Source organism: Pseudoalteromonas sp. 2CM39R (genome assembly GCF_023161845.1).
The window spans coordinates 158,869-177,842 of record NZ_JALNTM010000004.1; the positions used below are offsets into that span (position 1 = coordinate 158,869).

The following is an 18,974-nucleotide window of genomic DNA, read 5'->3' on the forward strand; positions in this document are numbered from 1 at the left end:
ATACTTTCCTACTTCGAAAACAATTTAAAAATGGCACTAAAATCATCACTGCCTGCACCTTGGTGCTGCATCATAGTGTATAAATTTTTAGCCATTGAGCCCATTGGCGTCAGTGAATTACTTTGTTGCGCTGCTTCCATAGCAAGGCCTAAGTCTTTAGCCATTAAATCGACCATAAAACCAGGTTTATAATTATTACTTGCAGGAGCGGTATCCATAACACCTGGGCATGGGTTATAAAGTTCTAACGTCCAGTTACGACCCGAGCTTGCGCTCATTATGTCGCTGAGTACTTTTGCGTCGAGACCGTTATTAATGCCCATTTGAATGGCTTCACTGGTGCCTGCCATTAAAATACTCAACAGCATATTGTTACATATTTTAGCAACTTGCCCTGCGCCAATAGTACCGGCATGGAAAATGTTTTTACCCATATCGACCAATACAGTATTGGCTTTATCAAATGCAGCTTGCTCACCACCCACAATAAAGGTCAGCGTACCCGCTGTTGCCCCTGCTACACCACCCGATACTGGTGCATCAACAAACGCAATACCTTGCTCGCTTAGGGCATGGCCTACATCACGGGCTGATTGTGCATCTATGGTTGAACAATCAATCACTAACGTGCTTTTACTTAGTACTTTAATTAAACCCGATTGCTCGTCTGTGCCTAAATAAAGTGATTTAACATGTTTGCTTGCCGGTAGCATGCTAATTAGCACATCAGCCTCGTGCGCACAGTCACTAGCGCTTTGCGCCGCACTTGCCCCATGATTCACAAGCTCTTTAACGGCCTCTGCACTTAAGTCAAAAACGCGCACACTGTGGCCTGCTTTAACTAAGTTTGCTGCCATTGGGCCGCCCATGTTTCCTAAACCAATAAATCCTATATTAAGTTTACTCATCGCTTTACCCTTGTAAATTTAGTTGTGAAAAGTACGGCTCTAGCGGATGTTGCTCGCCAAAGCGATTTGCAAAAAAGCTCTCTACTACTTCGCTTGGCACATTAGCTAAGGTTTTAAACTGCCACTGTGGTGTACCGTCTTTATCGATTAGTAAGGCACGTACACCTTCTTGAAACTCGCCCACTTCGCCAGCACGAACCGACATGCCCAATTCCATTTTAAAACACTCAGCTAAGTTTTTGCCTTTGCTGTGTTTAAGCTGCTCACTCACTAAAGCACAACTTAATGGACAACCATGCGCCAACGATTTTTGTGCACGTTGTAGCCATTTGTCATCTGTGGTTAGGTTTAAAATGTAATCTACCTGCTGCTGTAACGTGTCAAACTCGCCTAACTTTTGAATTAGCGATAAGTTAGCTTTTAAATTGCCTTTAGGCATACGGCTAGAGTTGTTATCTAACTCAATAAGCAAGTTACTTAGCTTGTCGTGGTTTAAACTTGCTGTTTTACCCCATTTAGTATTGAGTAACGCTTCAACAAGCTCTGGGTATTTATCGGCATTTATAAAGTGATCGGCAAGCGATACAAGCTTAGCGTCTTCACAATTTATAGATGCCGAGGTAAGCCCTAAAAACAAACCAACATGGGCGGGCATTTTATGTAAAAAATAACTGCCACCTACATCAGGGTAAAGCCCAATGGTTTGCTCTGGCATGGCAATGCGTGATGTTTCGGTAACCACACGGTGACTGGCACCGGCCATTAAACCTAAACCGCCGCCCATTACAATACCGTTACCCCACACTAAAATGGGTTTGTTGTAGCAATGAATTAGGTAATCGAGCTGATACTCTTGAGTAAAAAACTCTTCAACCAATGACGTTGGTTTTCCTTCGCTCATGGCTTTGTGTAAGCTCACTACATCGCCACCGGCGCAAAACGCTTTTTCACCTGCGCCTTTAAGAAACACTAATGCAATGTTATCGTCTTTGTCCCATTGCTGTAGTTGCGGCTCGAGTAAGCTGATCATCTCAAAATTTAACGCGTTTAATGACTTAGGCGCGTTAAGCGTTGCAAAACCAATGAGTCGGCCATTGTCTGTGGTTGCCGTTTCAAATACCACGGCAGCATCAGCTGAATTTAAACGGGTTAATTCACTCATTAGCCATTCACCCAATTAGCTTTACGCTTTTCTAAAAAGGCGTTAACGCCCTCTTGCTGATCATCGGTATCAAATAAACCAACAAACAGTTCACGCTCCAGTGGCAATGCATTTGCCATAGGTTGATGACGCCCTTTTTGAATCAGTGTTTTACATGCAGCAACCGACGATGGGCTTTGCTCTGCCACTTGGTTAGCTAGTTTTAGTGCTGCTGCAAAGCTTTCACCTTGTGCAACCACTTCTTCCACTAAGCCAATTTGCAGCGCTTTATCGGCTTTTAAGCGCTCACCGCATAAAATCATGCGTTTTGCCCAGCCTTCACCAACGAGCCATGCTAAGTTTTGCGTTCCACCAGCACAGGGTAATAAACCCACTTTTGCTTCAGGCAATGCCATTTGTGCTTGCTCTTCTGCAATACGAATATCACAAGCAAGCGCTACTTCAAGCCCGCCACCCATTGCATAACCATTAATGGCTGCAACCGACACGCCTCTAAAATTAGTTAGCGCTTCAAACGCTTCACCAAATACACATGACATATCTGCGGCTACACCTTTATCGCCACCTGCAAATACATTTAGGTCGGCACCGGCGCTAAAAAACTTCTCGCCTTCACCAGTCAGTACTAATGCATAAATATTTTTATTGGTGTTGAGTTGATTTACTGTGTCTTTAAGCGCCACTAAAGTGTCTTTCGTCCAGGTATTCGCTGGCGGATTCGACATAGTTAAAATAGCTACATGGCCTTCAATAGTTAACTCAATGCTAGGATTTGACATACTAATCTCCTTATAAAACTTCGCTGGCTGATTCGGCTAAGATACGACGCGCAATAATTACGCGCATAATTTCGTTAGTGCCTTCTAGAATTTGATGAACACGTACGTCACGTACATGGCGTTCAAGTGGATATTCTTTTATGTAACCGTAGCCACCATGAATTTGCAGCGCATCGTTACACACAGTAAAACCAACATCGGTTGCAAAGCGTTTAGCCATAGCACAATAAGTAGTTTTTTCACTGTCGTTAGTATCAAGTTTAAACGCCGCTAGTCGTACCATTTGGCGCGCTGCTACAAGCTCGGTATTCATATCGGCAATTTTAAATTGTAGCGCTTGAAACGCAGCCAATGGCTTACCAAATTGGGTACGCTCTTTTAAGTATTCACGAGCAGTATTAAGTGCCGCTTGTGCTGTACCAATAGAACAAGTAGCAATATTAATACGGCCGCCATCTAAGCCTTGCATGGCAAACTTAAAGCCTTCGCCTTCTTGTCCTAACAAGTTTGTTGCTGGAATTCGTACATCTTCAAAACTGATTAAGCGTGTTGGTTGGGCATTCCAACCCATTTTTTCTTCTGCTTTGCCGTACTCAATACCTTTGGCATCTGCTGGTACAACAAACGCTGAAATGCCACTTGGGCCATCTGCCCCAGTACGTGCCATTACCACTAAAATTTCTGTTTCACCGGCGCCAGAAATAAACATTTTTGAGCCGTTAATAACATACTCATCGCCATCACGAACTGCTTTAGTTTTTAATGACGCAGCATCAGAGCCAGAGCCTGGCTCAGTTAAACAGTACGAGGCTAACAACTCACCCATTACCAATTGCTCAACGTATTTGTCTTTTACTGCATCGGTACCAAAACTTGCGATCATCCAGGTTGCCATATTATGAATGGTCAGCATAGCTGTAGTTGCTGTACAACCCAGTGCAAGTTGCTCAAAAATAATGCTTGAATCTAAACGAGATAAACCTAAGCCACCGGCTTCTTCAGGCGTGTATAAGCCACAAAAACCAAGCTCACCAGCGGCTTTTATTGTGTCTTTAGGAAAAATATGTTCGCGATCCCACTTAGCAGCATGTGGTGCTAGTTCTGATTCTGCGAATTGGCGCGCCGTTTGCGCAAAAGCTTGTTGATCTTCAGATAAGTTAAAGTCCATGGTAGACCTCTTGTTGTGTTTTGTTTGTTGTCGGTGCATCCCACAAAGGGAGTTATTAGTGAGGAGCGACAACATTATGTGTTGTGCCCCTCTTTTTTATTGATTATGCGGTTAAGATACTACTTAAGATTAATACTCATATTTGGGCCTGAAGCGATATCATCTTCAAACCAGCGAGATGTAATGGTTTTGGTTTCTGTGTAAAAACGAATACCTTGTTTACCATACGTGTGAGTATCGCCGTAGAATGAGCCTTTCCAACCCGTGAACGAGAAAAATGGTAAAGGCACAGGAATTGGCACATTAATACCCACTTGGCCCACTTCAATTTCGTGTTGGAATTTACGTGCAACCGCACCACTTGAGGTGAATAATGAAGTACCGTTGCCGTAAGGGCTCTCGTTAATAAGCGCAATGGCTTCTTCAAGGGTATCAACAAACATACACGCCAATACTGGGCCAAAAATCTCTTCTTTGTACAAGTTCATATCTTTGGTTACATCAGTAAATAATGTAGGGCCTACCCAGTTACCTTGCTCGTAACCTTCAACGCTAAAGTCAGAGCCATCAATTAAACAGGTAGCGCCTTGTGCTTTACCATCAGCAATCAGTGATAAAATACGTGCTTTTGCAGCAGGTGATGTTTGTGGGCCATAAGCCGCGTCTGCATCATCCCAAACACCTGGGCGTACACCTTCAAATCCTGCTTTAATTTCGTCAACCCAGTCTTTTGCTTGACCAACAAATACCGCCACAGAAATACCCATACAGCGCTGACCTGCTGCACCTACAGAGGCACCCACAAGGTTATTAACAACATGCGATTTACTCGCATCAGGCATAATTACCATGTGGTTTTTAGCGCCAACACACGCTTGAACGCGTTTTAAGTTTTGTGTGCCTTTAGAGTAAATATAGGCACCTACACCACATGAACCCACAAATGAAATAGCACGAACGGCTTTGTCTTCTAATAAGCGGTCTACTTGTGGTTTAGTACCGTGCACAACTTGTAACACGCCTTTTGGTGCACCGGCTTCAATAAATAGCTCAGCTAAGCGCATAGGAGTAAGTGGATCTTGCTCAGACGGTTTTAAAATAAAGGTGTTACCACACACAATTGCCAGTGGGAACATCCACAATGGGATCATTGCTGGAAAGTTAAATGGCGTAATACCTGCACATACACCCAGTGGTTGCATGTAAGAATACGTATCGATTTTACGCGCTACGTTTTCCATGGTTTCACCCATCATTAACGACGGCGCATTAGCAGCTTGTTCAACTACCTCAATACCACGCCACACATCACCTTTTGCATCTTCAAACGTTTTGCCTAGCTCATGACAAATAATAGTGGCTAGTTCATCATGGTTTTCTTTTAATAGTGCCGCGTATTTCATCATAATGCGCGCACGCTCAGTAATAGGCACATCTTTCCATGTTTTAAATGTTTCGCTTGCTGATGCAATCGCCGCATCCATCTCTGCGTCTGTAGCGCATGGCACTTGCGCGAGCACTTCTTGATTAGCTGGGTTTACAACATCAATTAATTCATTTGACGTTGACTGAACGAACTCGCCGTTAATTAGTAAAGGTACTTGGTGCATAATAAATCCTATTGAGTCAATTTAATTGCCGCAGCGCTGTGATTGTTATAGTTGCTGCGGCTTTGTTATCTGTTAAAGTGCTTCGACTGCCATAGCAACGGCTTCACCGCCACCTATACACAAAGAGGCAACGCCTTTTTTGAGGCCTCGGTTTTTAAGCGCATGAATAAGTGTTACTAAAATACGTGCGCCACTAGCACCAATTGGGTGGCCTAGTGCACACGCGCCACCATTGACGTTTACTTTGCTTTCATCGAGCTTTAATTCGTTAATAGCCAGCATGGTGACCATGGCAAACGCTTCATTAATTTCCCATAAATCAACATCGGCGGTTGTCCAGCCAGCTTTTTCAAGAACGCTGTTCATTGCGCCCACTGGGGCTACGGTAAATTCACTTGGTTTTTGAGAGTGAGTACTGTGAGCAACAATTTTACAAAGTGGTGTTAAACCCTCAGCTTTTGCTTTTGATTCGCTCATTAGTATTAGCGCAGCACCACCATCTGAAATAGACGATGAATTAGCGGCAGTAATAGTGCCGTCTTTTTTAAATGCAGCTCTTAAGCTTGGAATTTTTTCAGGGCGTGCGTTGCCAGGTTGCTCATCAATTGAAACAGTGACATCGCCTTTACGCGTTTTAATAGTGTGCGGTGTAATCTCGTTATCAAACCACCCATTGTCTATGGCTGCGTTTGCTTTACTTAATGAACCCAGTGCAAACGTATCCATTTGCTCACGACCAATACCGTATTCATCGGCTGTGTCTTGAGCAAAGCATCCCATTGCTTTATTGTCGTAGGCGTCTTCTAGGCCATCACTCATCATGTGATCTTTAATTTCGCCATGTCCCATACGCATACCGCCACGGGCTTTAGGAATAAAGTAAGGTGCATTGGTCATGCTTTCCATACCACCAGCGATTGCTGATTCAATAGAACCTGCTTTAATAAGGTCATTCGCTAACATCGCTGCTTTTAATCCAGAGCCACATACTTTATTAATAGTTGTAGCGCCGGTGCTTAGTGCAAGCCCCGCTTTAAGCATTGCTTGACGCGCAGGTGCTTGGCCTAAACCGGCTGGTAATACGCAGCCCATAATAACTTCATCAATTGCATCATTGCTTAAACCCGTTTGAGCAAGTGCGCCTGCAATGGCCGTAGCACCTAATTCGGTAGACTGCGCATCACTTAGTGCGCCCATAAATCCACCCATTGGGGTGCGTTTTGCTGCTACAATTACAACGCTTTCGAAAGACATAAAAGGCTCCATTTTCAATTAACGCAAACATGTTTTATTATGTTTAGCTTAATGTTTAAACTAATCTGATAAATACGAGCATACATAAAATTTACGTTTACGCCAACGTAAATCTAAAATCAACTTTCTAATTAGTGTAAAAACTGTAAAGTTAGCTTGCTAAAAATTTATTACAAGCTGCCTAACTGGCTTATAACGTTTATAAACACTCAACTTCTGCTGTAATTCTGCTTTTATTTTATACGTCTAAAGTATAACAACCAGATCGCACTTTACCTTTACGTAAACTTCACTTATATTGGGGTTATTCGAATGAGGTAAACATTACAATGAAATCAGATAATCAAACAAACTTTGCAAATTCAGCCAACGAGCCGGCTAAAAACGAACAAACTTTTAGCATTAGTGAATTGGCTAAAGAATTTGATATTACTACCCGCTCTATCCGTTTTTACGAAGACCAAGGGTTAATATCGCCAGAGCGCAATGGCCAAACACGCATTTACTCAAAGCGCGACAAGGTTCGCCTAAAGCTAATACTGCGCGGCAAGCGTTTAGGTTTCACTTTAGCTGAAACAGGTCGTTTGTTTGAACTGTATGATGCTGATAAATCAAGTGCAAAACAGTTAGTTACTATGCTTGACCTTATCAGTGAGAAAAAAGCCGATCTTTCACAACAGATGGATGACATTAAAGTGGTTCTTATGGAACTGGTCACCGCTGAACGTCGCTGTCGCGACACGCTTAGCAAAATAGATGAATAAAATATAACAACGTCATCAACACACAGGAATTAATCATGAGCACTATTTCACTATATAAAGAAATGAACTTTGGCCTTGGCGAAACTGCAGATATGATCCGCAGTCACGTAAACAGCTTTGCCAGTCAAGAAATTGCCCCACTAGCTGAAAAAACTGACCTTGATAATGCGTTCCCCAATGAACTTTGGCCGCAAATGGGTGAAATGGGCGTGCTTGGCATGACCGTGGATGAAGAGTTTGGTGGTGCTGGCTTAGGCTATTTAGAGCACGTTATTGCCATGGAAGAAATTAGCCGTGCAAGTGCCTCTATTGGTTTAAGTTACGGTGCGCATTCAAACCTGTGTGTTAATCAAATAAACCGTAATGGTTCACAAGCACAAAAAGAAAAATACTTACCTAAACTTATTAGTGGTGAGCACATTGGTGCACTGGCTATGAGTGAGCCTAATGCGGGCTCTGATGTTGTTTCTATGAAACTCAAAGCAGAGAAAAAAGGCGATAAATACATTTTAAACGGTAATAAAATGTGGATCACTAATGGCCCAGACGCTGATACGTTGGTGATTTATGCAAAAACAGATTTAAACGCCGGCGCTAAAGGGATTACTGCCTTTATTGTAGAAAAAACATTCCCTGGTTTTTCAACCGCACAAAAGCTCGACAAGCTCGGCATGCGTGGTTCAAATACCTGTGAATTGGTATTTGAAAACTGTGAAGTACCCGAAGAAAATATTTTAGGTAACTTAAACGAAGGCGTTAAGGTACTTATGAGTGGCCTTGATTATGAGCGTGTTGTTTTAGCGGCCGGCCCACTTGGCATAATGCAAGCGTGTATGGATATTGTGGTGCCTTACATCCATGAGCGTAAGCAATTTGACAGCCCTATTGGTCAATTTCAGTTAATACAAGGCAAAATTGCTGATATGTATACACAAATGAACGCAGCTCGCTCATATGTGTACACAGTAGCAAAAGCCTGTGACCGTGGTGAAACAACCCGTAAAGACGCGGCTGGCGCAATTTTATACGCTGCTGAGCTTGCAACTAAAATGGCATTAGACGCAATTCAAATTTTAGGCGGTAATGGTTATATAAATGAATACGCAACAGGTCGCTTGCTGCGTGATGCAAAATTATATGAAATTGGTGCAGGCACCTCAGAAATACGCCGTATGTTAATTGGTCGCGAATTATTCACTGAAAGCCGCTAAGGATTAGTTATGACGATTTTAAAATCGAGCGTTAATCCGCATGATCCAAATTTTGTGCAAAATCACAACAACATGTCGGCGCTAGTGGATGATTTACGCAGTAAAGCAGCAACAATACGTTTAGGCGGCGGCTCTGCGCTAAAAGAGCGCCATGAAGGCCGCGGTAAATTGTTTGTCCGCGACCGTATTACCACTTTGCTAGATGAAGGCTCGCCATTTTTAGAAATATCGCAATTTGCTGCCTTTGGCGTTTATGAACAAGATATTCCTTGTGCCGGTGTGGTTGCAGGTATTGGTCGCGTTAAAGGCGTTGAATGTATGGTGATTGCTAATGATGCAACAGTAAAAGGCGGCACCTATTTCCCGCTGACTGTTAAAAAGCATTTACGCGCTCAAGACATCGCCGAACGTTGTCATTTACCGTGTATTTATTTAGTTGACTCAGGTGGCGCAAACTTACCTGAGCAAGACGACGTATTCCCTGACAAACTGCATTTTGGTCGTATTTTTTACAACCAAGCACGTATGTCGGGTAAAGGCATTCCACAGATTGCTGTGGTTATGGGGTTATGTACTGCAGGTGGTGCGTATGTTCCTGCTATGGCTGATGAAAGTATTATTGTAAAAGAGCAAGGCACTATCTTTTTAGCAGGTCCGCCACTGGTAAAAGCCGCAACCGGTGAAGTAGTTACTGCAGAAGAGCTTGGTGGCGCCGATGTACACTGTAAAACATCAGGTGTTGCCGATCATTACGCTGAAAATGATGCTCATGCGTTGTCGATTGCTCGCCAATGTATTGAACGTATTAACTATTCGCGCCCTACCTCACCATTACTCGAAGAAGTAAAAGCCCCTCGTTATGATATTAACGAGCTTTACGGCATTGTCGGTACTGATCTTAAAAAGCCATTTGATGTCCGTGAGGTCATTGCACGTACTGTTGATGATTCATCGTTTGATGAATTTAAACGCTACTTTGGTGAAACACTAGTAACAGGTTTTGCCAGCATTTATGGTCATCCCGTAGGCATAGTGGCCAACAACGGTATTTTATTTAGTGAGTCAGCGCAAAAAGGCGCGCACTTTATTCAACTATGTGCTCAGCGCAACATTCCACTGGTATTTTTACAAAATATTACTGGCTTTATGGTTGGTAAAAAATACGAGTCTGAAGGCATTGCTAAGCACGGCGCTAAAATGGTGATGGCGGTATCGTGTGCCGATGTACCCAAATTTACCATTTTAATCGGTGGCTCATACGGTGCAGGTAACTATGGTATGTGTGGCCGCGCGTTTGAACCGACCATGATGTGGATGTGGCCGAATGCCCGTATTTCGGTTATGGGTGGCGAACAAGCCGCTGGTGTAATGGCGCAAGTAAAACAAGATGGTTTAGCCCGCAAAGGCGAAAGCATGAGCGAGCAACAAATTAGCGATTTTAAAAAGCCAATCATCGATCAATACGAACAGCAAGGTCACCCATATTATGCCAGTGCCCGTTTATGGGATGATGGCATTATTGACCCTGCTGATACACGCAATGTTCTTGGGCTTGCACTTAGCGCAGCTAAAAATGCTCCTGAGCGTGAATCAAAATTTGGCGTATTTAGAATGTAATGGGAGCTTAAAATGTCAGTAACACTACAAATAACAAAATCTAATGTGGCTGTACTTGTTTTAAGTCGCCCAGAAAAACGCAATGCCTTTAATAGCGACGTTATCCATGAGCTTATTCAATGTATTGAACATGCTAATACGCTCGATATTCGTGCCCTTGTATTAAAAACTGAGGGTAAACACTTTTCAGCCGGTGCCGATTTAGCCTGGATGAAATCGATGGCAGATAACAACTATAACGATAATTTGGCCGATTCGATGCAGCTGGCTAAGCTAATGCAAGTATTAGCACAAAGCCCACACCCTACTATTTGTGCGGTACAAGGCGCAGCATTTGGTGGCGCATTGGGCTTAATTGCTTGCTGTGATATTGCGCTCAGTAAAGACGACGCTCAATTTTGTTTAAGTGAAGTTAAATTAGGTTTAATTCCTGCTGTTATAAGCCCTTATGTAATAAAAGCTATTGGTGAACGCGCTGCTCGTCGTTACTTTTTAACGGCTGAAGTATTTGATGCGCATACGGCTAAACAGCTGGGGCTAGTTCACCAAATTACAGGGAATCTAGACTGTGCACTGGATAACCTATTACAAACGCTGATAGATAATGGCCCGGTAGCGGTTAAAGCAGCTAAAGCGCTTATTAATGATGTGGCAAACAAAGAAATCGATAACGAAATAATTGCGCTCACTGCAGAACGTATAGCCAAAATTCGTGTATCAGACGAAGGTCAAGAAGGTCTAACTGCCTTTTTTGAAAAACGCCCTCCCCAATGGCAACTCTAGGACGCATTATGAACACAGTACACTTACAAAAAATTCTGATTGCTAATCGCGGAGAGATTGCTTGTCGTATTATGCGAACAGCAAAGCAAATGGGCTTGACCACAGTTGCGGTTTATTCAGATGCAGATAAAAACGCTCAACATGTGAAAATGGCGGATGAAGCCTACCATATTGGTGCAGCGCCGAGTAAAGACTCATACCTAATTGCAGATAAAATACTTAACGTTGCCAAAATGAGTGGCGCCGATTGCATTCATCCTGGTTATGGATTTTTATCTGAAAACAGCGAATTTGCTAATGTTTGTGAAGCCAATAACATTGCCTTTATTGGGCCACCAGCAAGCAGCATAGAAGCTATGGGCTCTAAAACCCGTGCAAAAGAAATTATGGCAGCCGCTAATGTTCCTTTGGTGCCAGGTTATTATGGCGATAAACAAGACCCTAGCTTTTTACAAGCTGAGGCTGAAAAAATTGGCTACCCTGTGCTTATCAAAGCGGCCTTTGGTGGCGGTGGTAAAGGCATGCGTATAGTTTCAAAAGCCAGTGAGTTTATAAGCGCATTAGAAGGCGCTAAACGTGAAGCTACTGCCGGTTTTGGTAATGATCTGGTTTTGCTTGAGCGTTATGTTGACCAACCACGCCATGTTGAAGTGCAAGTATTTGCTGATAACTATGGCAACTGTGTGTATTTAGGTGATCGTGATTGTTCATTGCAGCGTCGACATCAAAAAGTGATTGAAGAAGCGCCTGCCCCCGGTTTATCAGACTCATTGCGAAAAGAAATGGGCGAAGCCGCAGTACGATGTGCCCTAGCAATTGACTACCGAGGCGCTGGCACTGTGGAATTTTTACTCTGTGGTGATGAGTTCTTTTTCATGGAAATGAATACTCGCTTGCAAGTAGAGCACCCAGTGAGTGAAATGGTCACAGGCGTTGATTTAGTTAATTGGCAAATTAATGTAGCCAGTGGTTTAGCGTTACCTTTAGCGCAAGCAGATATTCAGCTACAAGGCCACAGCTTTGAAGCACGTATTTACGCTGAAGATCCAAGTAATGACTTTATTCCGTGCTCTGGCACTATTGAGGCACTATTTACGCCGGCTAACAGTGAATATGTACGTATTGATACTGGTATTGCCCAAGGTGATGAAATAAGCCCGTATTACGATCCAATGATTGCCAAACTTATTGTTCATGATGATAACCGCGACCAAGCACTTTCGCGTTTACAACAAGCATTAACACAATTTCATTTAGCCGGATTTAGCACTAATATCAGCTTTTTATATAATTTAGCGATTCATCCACGCTTTAAACAAGGTGCTCCAAGCACCCACTTTATTGCAGAGCAAGGTGAAGCGTTAGTTACTATTGACCCTTCTTTATTACAAACTAGCCGCTTAATTGCAGGTTTTGCGTATTTAGCATCACTTGGTAGCAATACAAGTAGTGCAAATCCATGGCAACAATTACATGGGTTTAGTTTAAATGCGCCGCAAGAAGTTAACATTCCATTTAGCGATACCCCCTTAAACGCAATAAAAACCGCGCAGGGCTATAGCATGACTATTAATGACAACACCTTTGAAGTGCAAGGTGAGTTAACTAATGGCTACTGCAACGTATCGATTAATGGCGCTAAACACACTGCGCATGTTAGCCACGTTGATAATGCCATTACTGTAATGAACCAAGCACTGCAAACTAAGTTTGAATGTGTTGATAAACATTTCATCAGCTCACATGAAAATGAGGCATTACCCCTTGCTGCGCCACTTAATGGTACTGTAGTTAAACACTTGTTAGAGGTGGGATGCACCATTACTAAAGGCGATGCAGTGGTTATAATTGAAGCAATGAAAATGGAATACACGCTTAATGCCCCACATGATGGCGTATTAAAAAGTTACTGTTTTGCTGAGGGTGAACTGGTAAGCCATGGCGCTTTACTGGCCATAGTTGAAGACACAACTGCAGAGGAACCCGCTTAATATGAGTTCATTATTACCTAAAGCAGTGCGCATTGTTGAAGTGGGCGCCAGAGATGGACTTCAAAATGAAGCCGCTGTAGAAACTGCTGATAAAATAACGCTTATTAACGCACTCGCCGCTGCAGGCATAAAAGACATAGAAGCTGGTGCGTTTGTCTCACCTAAATGGGTGCCACAAATGGCAGACTCTAGTGAAGTAATAAGTGCACTTAATTTACCTGAGGTTAATCTCAGTGCCCTTACCCCTAATTTAAAAGGGGCAGAGGCAGCAGATGCTGTAGGTATTAAAGAATTTGCAATATTTACCGCAGCGAGCGAAGCATTTTGCCAAAAAAATATTAATTGCTCTATTGAGCAAAGTTTGGCGCGTTTTAGTGAAGTTATGGCTTTTGCAAAGGCGAATAACATTCGCGTACGCGGTTATGTAAGTTGTGTGTTAGGTTGCCCGTATGAGGGAGATGTTGACCCTCATACTGTACTGGCTGTTGCTGCTAAACTCTTAAAAATGGGCTGTTATGAAATTAGCCTAGGTGACACCATAGGTGTTGGCACACCCGCTAAAGTAATAGAGCTACTTACATTGCTACTTAAACATATTGATAAATCTAAACTTGCTGTACATTTTCATGACACATACGGGCAAGCGCTCACAAATATTTACGCTGCGCTAAACCTTGGTATAGCAACGGTTGACAGTGCTGTTGCCGGCCTTGGTGGCTGCCCATATGCCAAAGGCGCGTCAGGAAATGTTGCCACCGAAGATGTTGTATACTTACTGCAAGGACTTGGCATTGAGCATGGAATTGATTTACAAAGGCTTGCTGAGGCAGGTTGGCAAATTACGAGTGCACTGAACAAACAACCTGCTAGCAAGGTTTCTGCAGCATTACACGCACAATAATTAAATAGCACAGAATGAGGAGTGACTCATGGCCGGTTTTGATAAAGTAGTTTCTAGTTATGAAGCTGCAATGGAAGGTTTAAAAGACGGCGATACAATAATAGCCGGTGGTTTTGGCTTATGTGGTATCCCTGAGGGTCTAATTGCCCAAATTAAAAAAATGCAAACTAAAGAATTAACCGTTGTTTCCAATAACTGTGGTGTTGATGACTTTGGTTTAGGGCTGTTACTGCACGACAAGCAAATTAAAAAAGTAGTCGCATCATACGTTGGTGAAAATGCATTGTTTGAGCAGCAGCTACTCAGTGGCGAGATTGATGTAGAACTTACACCACAAGGTACTCTTGCTGAAAAAATGCGTGCTGGTGGTGCAGGAATACCTGCTTTTTACACAGCCACAGGTTACGGCACACCGGTTGCTGAGGGTAAAGAAGTAAAAGAATTTAACGGTCGCCCTTATATTTTAGAAGAGTCAATTACCGGTGAATTCGCTATTGTAAAAGCATGGAAAGCGGATCGCTACGGCAACTTAGTATTTCGTCATACAGCCATGAACTTCAATCCAATGGCGGCTACTGCGGGTAAAATTACCGTTGCAGAAGTAGAGGAAATTGTTGAGCCAGGCGAACTTGAACCAAGCCAAATACATACGCCAGGAATTTTTGTTAACCGCGTTATAAAAGGTAACTTTGAAAAACGCATTGAACGTGTTACCACACGAGATTAAGCAGGAGCACTAACAATGGCATTATCACGTGAACAAGTCGCAATGCGCGTAGCTCAAGAGTTACAAGATGGGTTTTATGTTAATTTGGGCATTGGTATTCCGACACTCGTCGCAAACTATGTACCCGATGGCATAGAAGTTATGCTACAGTCCGAAAATGGTCTTTTAGGCATGGGCGAATACCCTACTAAAGCCACTGTTGATGCGGATATGATCAACGCGGGTAAAGAAACCGTGACGGCAGCTACCGGTGCAGCTATATTTAATAGTGCAGATAGTTTTGCCATGATACGGGGTGGTCATGTAGACTTAACCGTTCTGGGCGCGTTTGAGGTAGACCAAAACGGTTCTATAGCCTCATGGATGATCCCTAAAAAATTAATTAAAGGCATGGGCGGAGCGATGGATTTAGTCGCCGGTGCAAAAAACATTATTGTGACCATGACCCATGCCAGTAAACACGGCGACTCTAAGTTATTAGAAAGCTGTACGTTACCGCTAACGGGCGTTAACTGTGTTAAAAAAATAGTTACTGATTTAGCCGTTCTAGAAGTAAAAGACGGCGCATTTCATTTACTAGAACGCGCACCAGGCGTATCAGTTGATGAAATTATTAGCAAAACGGCAGGTAAATTGCTAGTTAATGGTGATATTCCTGAGATGGTGTTTTAAACCACTCATAATTTCACCCTGTACCGACCTCATTCCCAGTGCCAATGGCGCTGAGTTACCCAAAATCCCTCGTAAGAGGGATTTTTTTTGTCTATATTTTAGTTTTTGCACTATAGTGACAATTTAACGCACCACTTAGGTGAATTCGACCTAATAAAATAAATAAATTGCTGATATAGTTAGTTTTTATTTTTGGTTTAATTATTGCCTATTACTAGGCGATTGAAATAACTTTATACTGGATACCATGCAAACACCTATTCGCGGCCTTCGCTCTTTTTGTTTTGCCGCAAAAAGCTTAAGTTTTAAACATGCTGCTAAAGAGCTTTACTTAACGCCCTCGGCTGTAAGCCACCAAATTAAACAGCTAGAAGAGCAGCTAGGCATTGATTTATTTCAAAGACAAACTCGCTCTATTAGTTTAACGCCTGCAGGTAAAAACTTTTTTGAAGCAATTTATCCAATTATAAATATGCTAGAGAGCACCATTAATGAATTTAGTCAGTTACAACAAAATGTAAACTTAACCATTACCCTGCCCGAATTTTTTGCCAGTGAATTGTTAATGCCTAAGCTCAGTGAATGGACCAGCGAGCACCCTAATATTAATTTACACATGGATACCCTCAAAACTCGAAAGGAATTAACCCGCCAAAGTGATTTATCAATAATTTTATCTTCAAGTAAACCGCTTGATGGACTGGCTACTGAGTTATTTAATTTAGAATATATTCCAGCGTGTAATAAAAAACTGCTTGAACAATGGCAAAACGATCATTGCCAAGCGCTTAATCAAGTGCCGCTTATTGTGCATAAAGCACGGCCTTGGGCTTGGCATCAGTGGGCAGAAAAAGTTGGGATTGATGACTTTTCACCAACGCAAATTATTCAAATAGATAGTATGTTTGGTGTAGCAAGAGCGGCGCAACAAGGAATGGGCATTGCACTTATTCCTCTGCCAATTAGCCAAAGCTGGCTGGATGAGCAATGGCTTTATAAACTGTTTGAACAACCCCTTACCACCAAAGATAAATACTACTTGGTACAACACGGTTCTAGTACGGCAAACCACCCGCTCGACTTGTTTGCCAAGTGGGTAATTAACACCTTTAGACAAACAAAGTGACTATTAATTAAACGCCCTTTTATGGGCGTTTTATTATTTACGACCTTTTCAAAATATTTTTTTCGTGCCTCACGCAAATCTCTAAAAACAAAATATAATCATAATTATCAATCACTTGAACAACTCCTTGTTGACTGAATTTATAGATTAGTTTTTTTCACTTATTAGTTTTGTTTTTATCGCTTGTCGAAATTGAGTAAAAGCTCTAAAGTTAACTCAACAAATCAGCAGCGACCAAAAATAATAAAACGCGTTACTGAAACCAAATTTAATTAGTTTGTAACAACAAACTAGTAAAAAAGAATCTTTATTGTGTGTGAAGATGTTGTCAGTGTAAAAAACAGCTCAAGTTCGGTGGTGACTTAGCTTGGGTTGTTTTTATTTTACGCTTACACCCGCCAATAAATATAAGAATCTTTATTGTGTGTGAAGATGTTGTCAGTGTAAAAAGCAACTCAAGTTCGGTGGTGACTGAGCTTGAGTTGTTTTTATTTACATTCACATCAGCAACAATAATTCAGCATTAGTTATTACTAATACAACCCCCCGAATCTTTATTGTGTGTGAAGATGTTGTCAATTGAAATGCAGCGAGCTTTTTTAAGTATCGCTGCTTTTTTTTACTTTAAATTTGCCTATTTGCTAATTAGCTTAAACATCATCTGATCTGTTTATTTCCTCACGAGCAACAAATTCTAATACAGTGGCATTAATACAAAATCTATCTTGACCATTTGGCCCTTCACCCGGGAATAAATGCCCTAAATGAATACCGGTACTTTTAGATTTAAGCTCAATACGTTGCATTCCCCAACTGTTATCTTCATGCTGCGTTACGCTGTCTTTTACAGGGTGTGTAAACGACAACCAGCCAGTACCCGAATTAAACCTGTCGCGGGTATCAAACAAGGGTTCACCACTGAGTTTATCTATAAAAATGCCATCGGGGGTGTTTTTAAAAATAGCGTATTCTTTGCAATATGGGCTGTCGGTTTTAGCGTTAAACGCTACTTTATAAGCTTCACTGTCACCGAGTTTAAATGCACCCAGCGCTTTATAAAACAGCTCGGCATCCATATAACCTTGGCGAGAATACACTTCTACTCCATCTTCTAAAAATAGTATGGTGGGTGTAGCCCACGTAGCCGATTTGATGGTTAAGCCATTGAGCTGATCAGCATGGCGAAATGTCATTGGTATTGTGCCTTTATAGTCATTGGCTACCGCCGCTTTAAACTTTTCACAGTAAGGGCAGTAATCGCGAGAGTCTAAAATAACAATTTGTTTGCCAGTCAACAATGCAGTGTTATCAACCTGCTGCTTTTCGTCTTGACTAAAAACAACACCGGTTGAATGATCTGGGCAATAACCGTTTGGATTTTTTTCAAGGTAATTTTGATGATACTCTTCAGCAGAATAAAATTGCTCTAGTGGCTTAATTTGTGTAGCAATTGTTCCATAACCTGCTTTGGTGAGTAACTGCTGGTACTGCTGTGTTACAGCAATCGCGGTGTTTGCTTGCTCGTCACTTGTAGTTAAAATAATAGAGCGATATTGTGTGCCTACATCATTACCTTGGCGGTTTTTTTGAGTCGGATCGTGGCTTTCGTAATAATTTTGCAGCAGCTCTTTTGCCGAAATAATATTGCTATTAAATGTAACCTGCACCACTTCAGCGTAGTTATCTTCATCAAAGCGACGCGATAGCTTAGTTATATTCCTGTAGGTTGGTTTAAACCCATGCCCACCGGCATAGCCCGACTCTGCATCGAGTACCCCATTAAGTGCTTCATAGCGTTTTTCTGCCCCCCAAAAACAACCCGAGCCAAGCACTAGCTTTTCTACATGCATAGTGGCATTTAAATCACTGGATTTAGTTACCTCATCTGACGAGATAGCGCTCATCGTACTTAGTAATCCCAACATAGCAAATGTAGCTAATATTAACCCCTTAAACATACGATTACCTCTTAGTTTTAGTTACTCTAGGGTCTGTTGACCTTCCAAGGTTAAATTTGCAGCAGTCTGTTTGGTGTTTAGGCAAGGCAGAGCCTATGTGGTGTGGTTATTCCCCATAAATAGGCGATAACGCAGCATCAATGCCAAACAGGCGCTGCCCGAAGGGTTCTGCCTAGGAGCGATTTACTCTTTGTTGCTCGGTTTTTACTTAGCCCACTAGGTTACAAAACTCGCGCCGCGATTAAACCGCTCCTAGTTTGAACAATTTTAATCCGCAAAGGTCAACAGACCCTAAAGCAGACCTGTAAACCCAAGAATAAATTTCACACACAACAAAACTTTA

At 42.2% G+C, this 18,974-nt stretch carries 16 protein-coding genes; 9 read left to right on the top strand and 7 right to left on the bottom strand.

Annotation, left to right across the window (positions count from 1 at the left end; translation table 11 throughout):
• Positions 1-8: 8 nt before the first annotated feature.
• The 6 genes from mmsB to MTF66_RS11155 form a co-directional block, all read right to left on the bottom strand.
• Positions 9-908: a 3-hydroxyisobutyrate dehydrogenase gene (mmsB, locus tag MTF66_RS11130; protein WP_248527261.1), complete on the bottom strand. Its 900-nt coding sequence runs from the start codon at positions 906-908 to the stop codon at positions 9-11.
• Between the two features lie 4 nt (positions 909-912).
• A complete protein-coding gene (locus MTF66_RS11135; protein ID WP_248527262.1) occupies positions 913-2,070 on the bottom strand; it encodes an enoyl-CoA hydratase/isomerase family protein in 1,158 nt (385 codons plus the stop codon).
• Positions 2,070-2,849 (bottom strand): enoyl-CoA hydratase, encoded by a 780-nt coding sequence (locus tag MTF66_RS11140; RefSeq protein WP_248527263.1) that lies wholly within the window; start codon positions 2,847-2,849, stop codon positions 2,070-2,072. Before MTF66_RS11140 ends, MTF66_RS11135 begins: the two co-directional genes overlap by 1 nt.
• A 10-nt stretch (positions 2,850-2,859) precedes the next feature.
• A complete protein-coding gene (locus MTF66_RS11145) occupies positions 2,860-4,017 on the bottom strand; it encodes an acyl-CoA dehydrogenase family protein (protein ID WP_248527264.1) in 1,158 nt (385 codons plus the stop codon).
• 119 nt (positions 4,018-4,136) lie between these two features.
• Positions 4,137-5,627: a CoA-acylating methylmalonate-semialdehyde dehydrogenase gene (locus MTF66_RS11150; RefSeq protein ID WP_010389954.1), complete on the bottom strand. Its 1,491-nt coding sequence runs from the start codon at positions 5,625-5,627 to the stop codon at positions 4,137-4,139.
• Positions 5,628-5,699: 72 nt separating this feature from the next.
• Entirely contained in the window at positions 5,700-6,881 is a 1,182-nt protein-coding gene (locus MTF66_RS11155) for a thiolase family protein (RefSeq protein ID WP_076919546.1), read from the bottom strand.
• A gap of 329 nt (positions 6,882-7,210) precedes the next feature.
• Here MTF66_RS11155 and MTF66_RS11160 point away from each other — a divergent pair, with 329 nt between their 5' ends.
• The 9 genes from MTF66_RS11160 to MTF66_RS11200 all read left to right on the top strand — a co-directional run bounded on the left by MTF66_RS11160 (position 7,211) and on the right by MTF66_RS11200 (position 16,673).
• Entirely contained in the window at positions 7,211-7,645 is a 435-nt protein-coding gene (locus MTF66_RS11160) for a MerR family DNA-binding transcriptional regulator (RefSeq protein ID WP_008114692.1), read from the top strand.
• A gap of 35 nt (positions 7,646-7,680) precedes the next feature.
• The gene (locus MTF66_RS11165) at positions 7,681-8,856 is read left to right on the top strand and encodes an isovaleryl-CoA dehydrogenase (protein ID WP_008114693.1); all 1,176 of its coding nucleotides are present in this window, start codon (positions 7,681-7,683) and stop codon (positions 8,854-8,856) included.
• A gap of 9 nt (positions 8,857-8,865) precedes the next feature.
• Positions 8,866-10,473, top strand: a complete 1,608-nt coding sequence (locus MTF66_RS11170) for a carboxyl transferase domain-containing protein (protein WP_138622050.1) — start codon at positions 8,866-8,868, stop codon at positions 10,471-10,473.
• Between the two features lie 12 nt (positions 10,474-10,485).
• Positions 10,486-11,256 (top strand): enoyl-CoA hydratase/isomerase family protein, encoded by a 771-nt coding sequence (locus tag MTF66_RS11175; protein ID WP_010389950.1) that lies wholly within the window; start codon positions 10,486-10,488, stop codon positions 11,254-11,256.
• An 8-nt stretch (positions 11,257-11,264) separates the two neighbouring features.
• A complete protein-coding gene (locus MTF66_RS11180; protein ID WP_248527265.1) occupies positions 11,265-13,247 on the top strand; it encodes an acetyl/propionyl/methylcrotonyl-CoA carboxylase subunit alpha in 1,983 nt (660 codons plus the stop codon).
• Position 13,248: 1 nt separating this feature from the next.
• Positions 13,249-14,148 carry a hydroxymethylglutaryl-CoA lyase gene (locus MTF66_RS11185; RefSeq protein WP_248527266.1) on the top strand — a complete coding sequence of 300 codons (900 nt, stop codon included), beginning with the start codon at positions 13,249-13,251 and terminating at the stop codon, positions 14,146-14,148.
• A gap of 28 nt (positions 14,149-14,176) precedes the next feature.
• The gene (locus MTF66_RS11190; protein ID WP_008114703.1) at positions 14,177-14,875 is read left to right on the top strand and encodes a CoA transferase subunit A; all 699 of its coding nucleotides are present in this window, start codon (positions 14,177-14,179) and stop codon (positions 14,873-14,875) included.
• 15 nt (positions 14,876-14,890) lie between these two features.
• Positions 14,891-15,547 carry a 3-oxoacid CoA-transferase subunit B gene (locus tag MTF66_RS11195; RefSeq protein WP_008114705.1) on the top strand — a complete coding sequence of 219 codons (657 nt, stop codon included), beginning with the start codon at positions 14,891-14,893 and terminating at the stop codon, positions 15,545-15,547.
• A gap of 247 nt (positions 15,548-15,794) precedes the next feature.
• Positions 15,795-16,673 carry a LysR family transcriptional regulator gene (locus tag MTF66_RS11200; RefSeq protein WP_010389946.1) on the top strand — a complete coding sequence of 293 codons (879 nt, stop codon included), beginning with the start codon at positions 15,795-15,797 and terminating at the stop codon, positions 16,671-16,673.
• Positions 16,674-17,323: 650 nt separating this feature from the next.
• Here MTF66_RS11200 and msrA read toward each other — a convergent pair.
• Positions 17,324-18,631 carry a peptide-methionine (S)-S-oxide reductase MsrA gene (msrA, locus tag MTF66_RS11205; protein WP_248527267.1) on the bottom strand — a complete coding sequence of 436 codons (1,308 nt, stop codon included), beginning with the start codon at positions 18,629-18,631 and terminating at the stop codon, positions 17,324-17,326.
• Between the last annotated feature and the right edge of the window lie 343 nt (positions 18,632-18,974).